Source organism: Romboutsia weinsteinii (genome assembly GCF_002250835.2).
Taxonomy (GTDB): domain Bacteria; phylum Bacillota; class Clostridia; order Peptostreptococcales; family Peptostreptococcaceae; genus Romboutsia_A; species Romboutsia_A weinsteinii.
In genome coordinates this window covers 1-12,442 of the sequence record NZ_NOJY02000065.1, presented here as the reverse complement: position 1 = coordinate 12,442, position 12,442 = coordinate 1, and the positions used below count along the sequence as shown (strand labels likewise).

General features: G+C 30.6%; 17 protein-coding genes. 13 read left to right on the top strand and 4 right to left on the bottom strand.

The annotated features are described in order from the left end of the window. Nucleotides 1-984, top strand: a 984-nt coding sequence (locus CHL78_RS17820; RefSeq protein ID WP_116041649.1) for an MATE family efflux transporter, incomplete at its 5' end; no start/stop codon positions are given. A 61-nt stretch (nucleotides 985-1,045) separates the two neighbouring features. On the opposite strand, the gene CHL78_RS17815 is transcribed toward CHL78_RS17820, so the two are convergent. The 4 genes from CHL78_RS17815 to CHL78_RS17800 all read right to left on the bottom strand — a co-directional run bounded on the left by CHL78_RS17815 (nucleotide 1,046) and on the right by CHL78_RS17800 (nucleotide 2,464). Then, nucleotides 1,046-1,705: a B3/B4 domain-containing protein gene (locus CHL78_RS17815; RefSeq protein WP_094366694.1), complete on the bottom strand. Its 660-nt coding sequence runs from the start codon at nucleotides 1,703-1,705 to the stop codon at nucleotides 1,046-1,048. A 98-nt stretch (nucleotides 1,706-1,803) separates the two neighbouring features. Further along, on the bottom strand, nucleotides 1,804-1,950 hold the full coding sequence (locus CHL78_RS17810; RefSeq protein WP_094366695.1) for a YvrJ family protein: 147 nt from the start codon (nucleotides 1,948-1,950) through the stop codon (nucleotides 1,804-1,806). 39 nt (nucleotides 1,951-1,989) lie between these two features. Beyond that, entirely contained in the window at nucleotides 1,990-2,220 is a 231-nt protein-coding gene (locus tag CHL78_RS17805; protein WP_094366696.1) for a DUF2922 domain-containing protein, read from the bottom strand. Nucleotides 2,221-2,242: 22 nt separating this feature from the next. Next, nucleotides 2,243-2,464: a DUF1659 domain-containing protein gene (locus tag CHL78_RS17800; protein ID WP_094366697.1), complete on the bottom strand. Its 222-nt coding sequence runs from the start codon at nucleotides 2,462-2,464 to the stop codon at nucleotides 2,243-2,245. A 186-nt stretch (nucleotides 2,465-2,650) separates the two neighbouring features. On the opposite strand from CHL78_RS17800, the gene CHL78_RS17795 reads away from it, so the two are divergent. From CHL78_RS17795 to infB, 12 genes are all read left to right on the top strand, one after another. Continuing rightward, entirely contained in the window at nucleotides 2,651-2,908 is a 258-nt protein-coding gene (locus CHL78_RS17795) for a Mor transcription activator family protein (protein WP_094366698.1), read from the top strand. A 43-nt stretch (nucleotides 2,909-2,951) separates the two neighbouring features. Then, nucleotides 2,952-3,680 (top strand): hypothetical protein, encoded by a 729-nt coding sequence (locus CHL78_RS17790; protein ID WP_094366699.1) that lies wholly within the window; start codon nucleotides 2,952-2,954, stop codon nucleotides 3,678-3,680. Nucleotides 3,681-3,695: 15 nt separating this feature from the next. Continuing rightward, on the top strand, nucleotides 3,696-4,565 hold the full coding sequence (locus tag CHL78_RS17785) for a hypothetical protein (RefSeq protein ID WP_094366700.1): 870 nt from the start codon (nucleotides 3,696-3,698) through the stop codon (nucleotides 4,563-4,565). A gap of 258 nt (nucleotides 4,566-4,823) precedes the next feature. Next, nucleotides 4,824-7,262, top strand: coding sequence for a glycoside hydrolase family 38 N-terminal domain-containing protein (locus CHL78_RS17780; protein ID WP_094366701.1), 2,439 nt, complete (start codon nucleotides 4,824-4,826; stop codon nucleotides 7,260-7,262). After that, the gene (locus CHL78_RS17775; protein ID WP_116041647.1) at nucleotides 7,258-7,422 is read left to right on the top strand and encodes a DUF5301 domain-containing protein; all 165 of its coding nucleotides are present in this window, start codon (nucleotides 7,258-7,260) and stop codon (nucleotides 7,420-7,422) included. The genes CHL78_RS17780 and CHL78_RS17775 overlap by 5 nt, the downstream gene beginning before the upstream one ends. Before the next feature lie 134 nt (nucleotides 7,423-7,556). After that, entirely contained in the window at nucleotides 7,557-8,087 is a 531-nt protein-coding gene (locus tag CHL78_RS20580) for a hypothetical protein (RefSeq protein WP_147295848.1), read from the top strand. Between the two features lie 162 nt (nucleotides 8,088-8,249). Continuing rightward, the gene (locus CHL78_RS17765; protein ID WP_147295847.1) at nucleotides 8,250-8,441 is read left to right on the top strand and encodes a hypothetical protein; all 192 of its coding nucleotides are present in this window, start codon (nucleotides 8,250-8,252) and stop codon (nucleotides 8,439-8,441) included. Between the two features lie 15 nt (nucleotides 8,442-8,456). Beyond that, nucleotides 8,457-8,918, top strand: a complete 462-nt coding sequence (rimP, locus tag CHL78_RS17760) for a ribosome maturation factor RimP (protein ID WP_094366704.1) — start codon at nucleotides 8,457-8,459, stop codon at nucleotides 8,916-8,918. Between the two features lie 27 nt (nucleotides 8,919-8,945). Beyond that, nucleotides 8,946-10,010 (top strand): transcription termination factor NusA, encoded by a 1,065-nt coding sequence (gene nusA, locus CHL78_RS17755; RefSeq protein WP_094366705.1) that lies wholly within the window; start codon nucleotides 8,946-8,948, stop codon nucleotides 10,008-10,010. A 13-nt stretch (nucleotides 10,011-10,023) separates the two neighbouring features. Beyond that, nucleotides 10,024-10,299 (top strand): RNase P modulator RnpM, encoded by a 276-nt coding sequence (gene rnpM / locus CHL78_RS17750; protein WP_199534113.1) that lies wholly within the window; start codon nucleotides 10,024-10,026, stop codon nucleotides 10,297-10,299. After that, nucleotides 10,289-10,648, top strand: a complete 360-nt coding sequence (locus CHL78_RS17745; RefSeq protein ID WP_094366706.1) for a L7Ae/L30e/S12e/Gadd45 family ribosomal protein — start codon at nucleotides 10,289-10,291, stop codon at nucleotides 10,646-10,648. The genes rnpM and CHL78_RS17745 overlap by 11 nt, the downstream gene beginning before the upstream one ends. A 14-nt stretch (nucleotides 10,649-10,662) precedes the next feature. Then, nucleotides 10,663-12,442: translation initiation factor IF-2 (infB, locus tag CHL78_RS17740; RefSeq protein WP_116041645.1), on the top strand; the 1,780-nt coding region annotated here is incomplete at its 3' end.

Here is a 12,442-nt window from a genome sequence, read left to right as displayed (position 1 = left end):
ACATTATATTATGCACAGTCTTATATGAATGTATTATTATTTGGGACAGTATTTAGTATACTGGGTATGATGTTTAACAGTGCAATAAGAGGAGATGGTAACCCAAAGCTATCAGCTACAATAATGGCAGTTGGTTGTTTTACTAATATAATATTAGATGCAGTATTAATATTTGGATTTGATATGGGTATAAAAGGAGCAGCAGTTGCTACAATAACATCTCAAGCGCTTACAGCAATATGGGGAATATTATACTTTGTAAAAGGAAAGTCAAACTTAACTTTTAGAAAATCTAGTTTAAAACTACAAAAGAAATTAGTTACATCAATATTTGCAATAGGTTCAGCTGGATTTGCAATGCAAATAGCAGGAAGTTTAGTTCAAGTTACAAGTAATAACGCTTTAAAAATGTATGGTGGAGATTTATCTATAGGAGCTATGGCAACTATAAACTCAATAATAATGATATTTTTAATGCCTGCATTTGGTATAGTACAAGGTATGCAACCAATAGTAGGGTTCAACTTTGGAGCTAAAAAATATGATAGAGCGAAAACAACACTTAAACTAAGTATATTATCAACAACTGTTGTATTTATATTAGGAGCTTTATTTATACAACTAGCACCACAAGTTCTTGTAGGTATGTTTAATAGAGATCCACAACTTATGGAGATAACAATAAATGGATTAAGAAAATATGCACTTGCATTACCAATCGTAGGATTATCTATAGTAGGTACAAACTTTATCCAATCAATAGGAAAAGCAAAGATTGCAATGGTATTAGGATTACTTAGACAAGTTATATTACTTATACCAATGATATTAATATTACCTAAATTCTTAGGATTAGATGGAGTTTGGTTTGCACAACCAGCAGCGGATATAATATCATCAGCAATAACTGCTATAGTTTTATTTAAAGAACTTAAAAGCTATGCAAATCTTACTGAAGAAGTAGAAGAAGCTGAAGCTGTATAATATATATTAATAATAAATAAAAGACGGGGTCTAAAACACGACCCCGTCTTTTTTATATGCATTATTTAATTATATTTTTATTAAGGATTTCTCCATCTGCATATTTAACTAATAATTCTTCTGCTACATTCATATAGTACTCTAATTCTTCATCTCCATTAAATGAAATTATATTCATAAGTATATGAGTAGAACTAGTAGTAATCATAGCTCTAGTAGAGTCAGAAGTAGTACTACCAAACTTTCCTTCTTCATCTTCAAATACAGGTAGATTTTCTATATTAATATCACCTTTTCCAATACCTGTATAGCTTTCTCCTGAGTCACCTACTGTAAACTTAACATCGCCCCTTAATTTTTCTAAATCATATGTACCTACAGAGTATACACTATCTAGAGATACTATATTATTTATATCTACAACGTTGTTTACTTTATATAGTCCATCACCCTTAGCAACTCTTCTGATTAAAGCCTCTGATGATAATCTATATCTAGTAGGATCTTTGCCTACACTTCTATATGAACTTCTAGAATCACTTATATTTTTAATTTTTGAAATACTTTTTGTATCGATTGTATCTTCAATTTCCCTACACATATCATTCATTATATTTAAAAGTTCTTCAGATGAATCAGAAACTTTTACTTTTGCTTCTATACTACCGATACAAGTCTTAGGACACTTATCTCTTAATTTTGAACCTATGTACAGCTTCATTTTTATCAAACCCCTTTTTAATTATGATATTACTATTATAGCATAACCAAATTAAGTAAAATCTAAAAAGAGGGGGTCGTGTTTTACGACCCCCTATATTATTTCATATTTATAATATTTTTAGATAATTCATTGATACTATCGGATAAGCTTTGAAGCTTTCCCTCAATCCTAATAAGTAAATACATACTAAGAGCAATAGGAAATCCAACAGAAGCTATCAAAGTTTGAATATCAGCATTCAATTTAAATACCTCCTCAGCACCTAAGCATAGCTAAAAGTTTTAACCTATAACCAAGTCATAAGGTGTAGTATTTGTCTTAACAATTTTAGCCTCAACGGCCTCTACCAAAGGAGCACCATTTGGAGCAAATATATCTTTTGTTATTATAAGCTCCATAACATCCTTAATCTCTTGTTCAGTAAGATCATCTCTAGGATCAACAATAGATAAAGATATTTTATTACCAGCAGTGGTTTTAAAAGTCATAACAAGTGTTAAAGAAACATTCATAATTAATTACCTCCCCAAATTTTTATTCTGCTAAAGTAGTGTTGTCTACTTTAGATACTTCATATAAATCATGTTCTTGAAGTGAAGCAACAGCAGATGCTACCTCATATAAATCATCATTTAAAGTAGTTGGTTTTACATTTGCAAAACTCTTAGTTTTAATTATTGCCTTTCCGTTAGTGTCAGCCCCATGATTAAACTTAACCTTTAGAGTAGATGGTTCTTTTAATGCAATAACAGCCATAATATTTACCTCCTTGATAGTATTTAAGAATCTTGATTCTTGATTTAAGTATAGGAAATAAGTCTTTTATGGTATATTAAGGTATTTTAATAAAATATTTCATAAAAAAATATAAAACCTTGCTGACAAATTTAAGAAAATAGATGTTAGAATATAATTAATATATAAGTTTATGGGGGTGTTTTAATGTTAGAGCATTTAACTGAAGAGTATTTACCAGAGAATTTAATAGATATTGTACAAGCAATAGGAATGGATTCTTTTAGGGAATTAGTGAAAGTAGCTGGGGGAAGTAATTTATACATACCAAATGAAAATAGTCTAATTAAGCCTATTAGAAATAAGATAATTAAAGACTCCTTCAAAGGAGATTACAAGTCATTGTCTAAGCAGTTTGGAATAAGTGAGGTTCAAATAAGAAATATTGTAAATTTAAAAAATTAGAAGTTAGTTAGGTAGCTTTAAAATAGATACAAGGAAGGTTAATATGAAGTTTAAGAAGAAATTAAATAAAAGAAAGTATATTGCAATTATTATAGCAGTTGTTGCTTTAGGGAAGATAGGATATGAAGCTTTTGATAAAACTTCTTTAGCTATTGATTTAATAAACTTAGGTCTCCGTAAAAAGGCCTTAATAGAAGCTAAGAAAGAAGAAAGTCATAACCAAGAAGATGAATATACATACGTAGATGATAGCAAGAGATATGCACTAGTTGGAGATGGAGAAATCAAATTAGATGAAAAATATCACCAAGATTATATTGTAAAGGAGAATAAATTGTATATAACTGCTAATAAAGGGGAAACTTGGATAAGGATACCAGATGATGTAGAGCCAGGTACTTCATGTATTACCGATTATTTTAACGAAATTACAAATAATAATATAGTAATATCAAATGACGAAGTATCAATAGTTTATGGAGGAAGAGGCTCTGACAATATAACCGTATTAAGTGGAGATATCCAAGGCAACATATGGAGTGTAAGCACCTTAGGGAAAACAGCAAATATGGATAATGAAGTAGGTTATGATAACATGTATATAGATTTTGTAGACAATGGTAAAACTGGATATATACTAATCAAACAAGGATACGGAGAAATATTCTATAGAAGTGTAAACTCAGGTGTAACTTGGGATAATGTAACTACTTACAATGAATATGAGGAAACAATAACGTTACATTTTAAAAATAAACAAAAGATCAACTAAATGCAGGGAGAAAATATGAATAAAAAAATAAAGATAGGTTTAATGATTTTAACCTTCATACTGATAACATTTCAAGTACTAACGGTAGGAGTAGCTTTAACCAAGGGGTATTACTTAATATATGATTGGATATTTTATGTTATAAATTATTTAATAATAATAATTATTATGTATATATACTTTAAATCAAGGTGGGATATAAAAAAGTCTACAAAAGTGAGTATAGCAGTAGTATTAATAGTAATAAATAGTACGTTTTTATATAAGGTAGGATTAACAAATGTTTTAGTTTCTAAATCTAGTGATAATAAACATGAGCTTATATTAAAAGAATATCCTAACATGAATATTAAAACTACTAGACTTAAAAGAAGGGGAGTTATCTTTGGTAGAAAAGTAGACACACTAGAGGGAAGTGCAACTTATAAAGCCATAGAAAATAAAACCTATAAAGTAGACTGGGCAAGTGATGACAATGCAGTACTTACTTATGCAACTGATAAAGAAGAAAAAATTTCAGCAGCAATTTACAACTTTAGATCTACAGATATAATAAGCTATTTTTATGTACTTTCAAGTATAGAAGGAAAATGGGTAGATAAAGAAAATAAAAATAATTACTTAATATTTGATAGGTCTAAAATAGTATATTCAATAGATAACAACATTTCAGGCAGTAATATTTATAACTACGATCCTAAAAATACTACTCAACATGGAGTGTTATCACTGGTAGTAAAGCAAAAGAATAACCCAACTTTTTCAATAATTATAAACTCTGACAGTGAATTTGGAGAACATGAAATAGTTAAGTCTGGAGGCAGTATAACTATAGTAGAAAATACCTTAGGAAACTCTACTCCTAGAGTGTTTTATAAACAATAGATATAAAAAGAGATATACATGCCGTAATATTAATAAATACAAAAATATATACAATATAAGATAGAAATAGCGCTATGCATTAGTATAGCGCTATTTTTATTGTCGTCAATTTGATGATAGAAGATATACGTTTTCCTAAAGAAAGTATACCAAATCTAATATTTGTTCACTAGCAAAAACTATGGAGTTTAGTATACTTGAGGATGTATATATACATAAAGGTAATAAGAGATATAAACAATAAAAGGGGGGAATAAAATGGATGATAAGAAGCTAAATAAAAAGTGGGAAGTATTACTTATTCATCACACACATACTGACATAGGATACACTCAAACTCAAGAAAATATAGAGCATTACCATGTAAACTTTATAAAACAAGCAATTGAAATAGCAGAAAAATTAAGAGTGGAAAATAGAGAAAGTGAATTTGTTTGGGTATGCGAAAGCTTTTGGAACATAGAAGTATTTTTAAAAGCTGTAGATGAGAGCTGGAAGAATAGATTAAATCAATGTATTTTAAATAAAAGTATTGAAATAACAGGCAATTATTTAAATTTAAATGAACTTATAGATTACGATGTGTTAAAAAATCATACTAAGAGAGCGATAGATTATACAAATAGCATAGGCACAGATATAAACAGTGCAATAACTGCTGATATAAATGGGTATGCATGGGGATACTCAGATGCACTTTGTGAAAATGGAATAAAAAATTTATTCTCATGTGTTCATACACATCATGGAATGTATCCACTATTTAAGAAGCAAACTCCATTTTACTGGCAAACACCTAAGGGGGAGAAGTTATTAGTCTGGAATGGAGAGCACTATCACTTTGGTAATGAATTTGGAATAGTAAAGACTGCTACAGGCTCATATATAAATAAGGATGAATTAGGAGCAAACTTTACAAGTGATAATCGTCATGAAATAGGTACAAAAAGATTGTACAGATACCTAAAGAACTTAGAAAATGAAGGATATGAATATAACTTTATACCTATAACAGTACATGGGCTTCCAACAGATAATGGTTCACCTAATATAGAAGTATTAGAGTTTGTAGATTGGTGGAATTCAAGCTTTGGACAAGAAGTAACTATTAAGATGACAAGTTTAGAAAACTTCTTTGATAAGGTAAGAAATATTGATATATCTATACCTATATATAGTGGAGATTGGCCAGATTGGTGGGCGTTTGGAGTAGGAAGTACACCGCAAATAAATAAGATATATAAAGAAGCACAAAGAATCTTAAACACTACTAAGATGATAGATAAAAATATGATTTTGAGCGATAAAGAATTAATAAATGAATGTGAAAATAAATTAATGCTTTATGCAGAACATACATGGGGACATTCATCATCAGTTACTCATCCATGGAATAGTTTTGTAAACTTACTAGATTATAAGAATTCTAGCTATGCAATAAATGCACATGAGGCGGCTACTAGAAACTTTTTAAAAGTATTAGATAAAAAAGAAATAAGTAGTTTAAAACCTAATAGAGAACCTAAATTTAAGATTATAAATCCTTATGATAGAGAGATTACTGAAAGTGTAAAGCTATCATTAGATTATTGGGAAACATCAACTTTAAAAGAAGTTATAGTAGATCAAGACAATAATGAATATGTAACTCAAAGTGAGTCTCATCCAAGAGGAACTTATATAAACTTTGTCATAACTCTTAAGGCAAATGAAGAAAGAGTTTTATATGTAAAAAGATATGAAAGAGATATAAACTATGTAAAAAATAGTAATGAAAGTGCATGTTGCCAAGGAATAAACGATATTTATATTTACGATGAAGAAAATGATATTAAAAAGTACGAAAATACATATGAAAATAAAAATATAAAAATAACTTGGGACTATGAAAAAGGTATAGTAAGTTGGTTTGATAAAGTTAATCAAGTAGAATTAATTGACCAAAGCTCTAGAAGTGGTGCATTTATGCCAATATATGAGATAACAAAAGCTAAAGGGCAAAATACAGATGAACAATATAAAGTTCGTCAAAGATTAGGACGTAATATGAGAGGTATTAATGCCAAGTTATTTTATCCAATTATAGAAGATATAAGTATAGCTGAAACTGGTGATGTATTTACAAAGATTGTAATGAATTTAAACTTAGAAGGAACTTCATTAATTAGATTAGAGTTTAAGATATATAATGAAATTAATAAAGCTGATGTAGTAGTCATAATAAACAAAGATAGTGTATGGGACCCTGAGAGTTTATATATAGCACTTCCATTTACTTTTAATGATGACAAGATGGATTTATTTATAGAAAAAACAGGTTGTGTGATTCAGGCTAAAAAAGATCAGTTACCTGGAACTAATGTTGATTTCTATTTAAGTCAGGGAAGTATAGGATTAAAGCATAAAAATTATGGAGTTAGTATTGCTATGATGGATAGTTCACTTGTTTATACATCTAAGTTACAATATGAAAATTCTAAGAAGTTATACCATGAAAAATACACAAACCAACATGATTATGAACTTTACTCATGGGTTATGAATAATATTTGGGAAACTAACTTCAAGGCATCCTTAGGTGGATTTATAGAGTTTAATTATTCTATAAGTTGGGAGAATGGTATAAATGATAAATTTGATTTAATAAATAAATCCAATCAAATGGATCTAGGATTTGTTTCATATAGAGTAGATTAACTTAACTGATAGTAGTAATAACGCTACATCATTGTTTGTATATCAGGCTAATCATGGTAAATACTACATAGAAAAAACATATGAAGGTATTTATGAAATATCAGTAGAAGAGTACGAAATTCTTACTCAATACTTTATACCAAATATCAACCTTGATTAAAAAAATAGGGATAAAAGTCGGTTTACTTTCTAAAAAGGTCATTAATGGTAACATTCTGTCGAAGAAATCATAATATAAATTAGTCGCAGTAATCTATGCATATGGCTAAACTATTATAAATTGGAGGCTTAAGTGTGGCATTATTTAGAGATATACTAGGGAAAGGACCGGGACCAGGACCAGGTCATGGACCTGGGCATAAACCAGGACCAGGACATAAACCAGGAAAACCTGGAGAAATAGGTGGGCCTAGTAAAAAAGAAGATTCTAACGAAGATAATAAACAAGGTAAAGAAGGAAAACAAGATAAACAAGATAAACAAGATAAACAAGGTAAAGAAGGTAAAGAAGGTAAAGAAGGTAAAGAAGGTAAAGAAGGTAAAGAACCAAAAGAAGGCAAACAAGATAAACAAGATAAAAATGAAGATAAAGAGCAAAAGTCTAAAAAAGAAGAAGATAAGAAAGATAATAAAAAAGAAGAAAAAAGAAATGGTAAAGAAGCAGAAGTAAACAAAGAAGATGAAAAGAAAGATAAGGGTAATAAAGAGCAAAAGGATAAAAAGGAAGATGAAAAGAAAGACGATAAAAAAGAAGAAAAAAGAAATGATAGAGAAGCTGAAGCAGATAAAGGAGATAATAAATCGAATAAAGGTCATAAACATTAGTATATAATAGTAACTAGTACAAAGCTTTTGACGAGTCAATTTTTGTGATAATAATAAATAAAAATGAATTTTATGAAATGGAAATTAGGTTTTTTTAATTTTATAGACACGATAATTAGAAATAATATGGTTTATTGGGGCAAAAAAGCGAGCAATATTATTTTGAAGACAGAAGACGTTGCATCAACAAACCTTGGAAAAGCTAGGGTAGAGTACCATATATGGTATAAAAACTTGCAAATAAAACTAATATATGGTATAGTGGTATATAAAATAGTATATATTGCAGAAACTAAGAGTGAGACTGATGTGCTCACTCTTTTGTTTTATGAATACTATATGAATTACAACTGAATAGGAGGCAAGATTATGAAAAAGAGTACAGAAACTACAATAGAAGAATTAGTAATGCCAATAATTGATACTAATGGATTTGAACTTGTAGATGTTGAATACGTAAAAGAAGCTGGAGAATATTATTTAAGGGTATACATAGATAAAGAAGGTGGAATATCTTTAAATGAATGTGAAGTAGTTAGTAGAGCATTAAGCGAAATACTTGATGTTAAAGATCCTATAAAGGATAACTATTTCTTAGAGGTATCTTCACCAGGACTTGATAGACCACTTAAAAAAGATAAAGACTTTGTGAAATATCAAGGAAGAGAAGTAGAAATAAAGCTATACAAGCCAATAAACGGTACTAAGCAACTTGAAGCTGAGTTAGTTGGATTAACTGAAGATAAAAACATAAAAGTTATAATAGATAATGAAGAAGTTGAGTTTAATAAGAAGGATGTTGCATTAATTAGACTTGCTATTAAGTTTTAATTGAAAGCAGACTAGGGAGGAAGAACAATGAACCACGAATTTATGGAAGCTTTAGATGAATTAGAAAAGGATAGAGGTATAGATAAAGATATACTTATAGATACTATAGAACAAGCACTTTTAACTGCGTATAAGAAAAACTTCGGTTCAGCTCAAAACGTAAGAGTTGAGTTTGACAGATCTAGAGGAGACATAAAAGTATTCTCTCAAAGAGTGGTAGTTGATGAGTCTGATTTATATGATACATTCCTAGAAATAGAATTAAAAGATGCTAGAGAGATAAGCCCTAACTATGAATTAGGTGATATAATAGAAAATGAAGTAACACCAAGAGATTTCGGAAGAATAGCGGCTCAAACTGCTAAGCAAGTAGTAGTTCAAAGAATAAGAGAAGCTGAAAGAGAAATAGTATATAATGATTTCGTAGAAAAAGAAAATGAAATTGTTACAGGTGAAGTTGCTAGGATAAATAAGAACATAGTACACGTTAACCTTGGAAGAATAGAAGCTGTAATGACACAAGCTGAGCAAATACCAGGGGAGCACTACCAAGCTGGACAAAAAATAAAGGTTTATATATTAGAAGTGAAGAAAACTAATAAAGGACCTCAAATAGTAGTATCTAGAAGTCATCCAGGTCTAGTTAAGAGATTATTTGAATTTGAAGTACCTGAAATATTTGAAGGTATAGTTCAAGTAAAATCAGTATCAAGAGAAGCTGGTTCTAGAACAAAGATGGCTGTTAAATCTATAGATGATAAGATAGATCCAATCGGAGCATGTGTTGGACCAAAAGGATCTAGAGTTAAGAATATAGTAGATGAATTAGGAGATGAAAAAATAGATATAATCAAGTACTCAGATGATCCAGCTGAATTTATATCTGCATCTTTAAGTCCATCAAAGGTTGTAACTGTTGATGTCAACGAAGAAGAGAAATCTGCATTAGTAGTAGTTCCTGACTACCAATTATCACTTGCAATAGGTAAAGAAGGACAAAATGCAAGACTTGCTGCAAAGCTTACTAACTGGAAGATAGACATAAAGAGTGAGTCTCAAGCAAATAGTGAATCTCAAGATATCCAAGAATAAGGAGGAGATACTTTTGCAAAAAGTTAAGAAAGTACCTCAAAGAAAATGTATAGTATGTCAAGAAAGAGACTCTAAAAAAGGTCTAATAAGAATCGTTAAGAACAAAGAAGGCGAAATATCTTTAGACCCAACTGGAAAAGCAAATGGTAGAGGAGCATATATCTGCAAAAGCTCTGAATGTTTAAAAAAAGCTATAAAGACTAAAGCTCTAAATAGAGCATTTAAGATTGAAGTATCTGATGAAGTATATGAAAATTTACTTACTCAGCTAGAAGCTTATGAACAATAAGATTGAAGCTAAGATATACTCGTTTTTAGGTCTTGCTGCTCGTGCAGGTAAGATAGTATCAGGAGATGATTCTACTTTACTAGAGCTAAAAAGAGGAAACGTAAAATTAGTTATAATTGCAGAGGACGCATCAAAAAATACCAAAAAGCTTTTTAAGGATAAGAGTTCTTATAGACACATACCATACGAACATTTTTCAACTAAATTACAGATAGGACTGGCAATAGGTAAGGCTCCAAGAGCAGTTGTTGGAATCAAAGATGCCGGATTTGCCAAGAAAATAAATGAATTACTAGAAACACTAGAAAAACCAGAAGTATCAGAAACACCAGAAATACCAAAAATATAATAGGGGGTGATCTTGTGTCAAAAACAAGAGTATACCAAATAGCGAAAGATTTAAAATTATCAAATGAAGAGCTAATAGCTAAATTAGCTGAATTAGATATAAATGTAGCAGATGAAAATGCTGAATTATCAGGTGAAGAATTAGAGTTAGCTTTAGAAATGTTATCAGATGAGGTTGCTGCAACTTCAGGACCTACTGTAACAATAAATGGAAAGTTAACAGTTCAAGAATTAGCTAATGCATTAGATAAATCTGCATCAGAAATAATAATGAAGCTTATGAAAATGGGAACAATGGCAACAATAAACCAAGAACTAGGTTTTGAAATAGCAGAGCTTGTTTCTAAAGACTATGGATTTGGATTAGTAATAGGTGGAACAGATGAAGAAGAAGTTGAAGCTATAGATGCTTTAATGGAAATAGAAGAAGATAAAGAAGAAGATTTAGTAGAAAGACCACCAGTTGTTACAGTTATGGGACACGTTGACCACGGTAAAACATCTTTACTAGATGCAATAAGATCAACTGATGTAACAAAAGGAGAAGCTGGAGGAATCACTCAACATATAGGTGCTTCTGAAGTTTCAATAAACGGACAAAAGATAGTATTCTTAGATACACCAGGACATGAGGCTTTCACATCTATGAGAGCTAGAGGAGCGCAAGTAACAGATATGGCAATATTAGTTGTTGCTGCAGATGATGGTATAATGCCTCAAACTGTAGAAGCTATAAACCATGCTAAAGCTGCAGGTGTACCATTAATAGTTGCAATAAACAAGATAGATAAGCCAGCTGCAAACCCAGATAAAGTTAAGCAAGAATTAGCTGATCAAGGTTTATTAGTTGAAGACTGGGGTGGAGATGTAATATCAGTTGAAGTTTCTGCTCGTAATCGTGTAAACATAGATACATTATTAGAAATGATTCTTTTAGTTGCAGAAGTAGAAGAATTAAAAGCTAACCCTAACAAGAGAGCTGTAGGAACAGTTATAGAAGCAGAACTTGATAAAGGAAGAGGACCAGTAGCTACTGTACTTGTACAAGGAGGAACTCTAAAAGTTGGAGATCCAATAGTAGCAGGTGTTGCATCTGGTAAAGTAAGAGCGATGATCAACTCTAAAGGTAAGAGAGTTAAGACTGCTGGACCATCAACTGCAGTAGAAATATTAGGATTATCAGAAGTACCAGCAGGTGGAGATCAATTCGTATCAGTTCCAACTGATAAGATAGCTAGAAATGTAGCTGATAAGAGACAAGCAATGGCTAGAGAAGAAATGTTAAAGTCTAGCCAAAGAATGTCACTTGATGATTTCTTCAGCCAAATGGGTGATGCTGAGGTTAAGGAATTAAACATAGTTATAAAGGCTGACGTACAAGGTTCTGTTCAAGCTGTTAAGCAATCACTTGAAAAATTATCTAATGAAGAAGTTGCTGTTAGAACAATACATGGTGGTGTTGGAGCGATAACTGAATCAGATGTTATGCTTGCTGCTGCATCTAATGCAATAATAATAGGATTTAACGTAAGACCAGTTCCAGGTGCTGAAGTTATGGCTGAAAAGGAAAAGGTAGACGTAAGAAGTTACACAATAATCTACAAGGCTATAGAAGATGTTCAAGCTGCTATGACAGGAATGTTAGATCCTGAATACAGAGATGAAGATACTGGTAAAGCTGAAGTTAGAGAATTATTCAAGATATCTGGAGTAGGTACAATAGCTGGATGTTATGTAACTACAGGTAAGATATTCAGAGGATCTAAAGTAAGAATAGTTAGAGATGGTATAATAA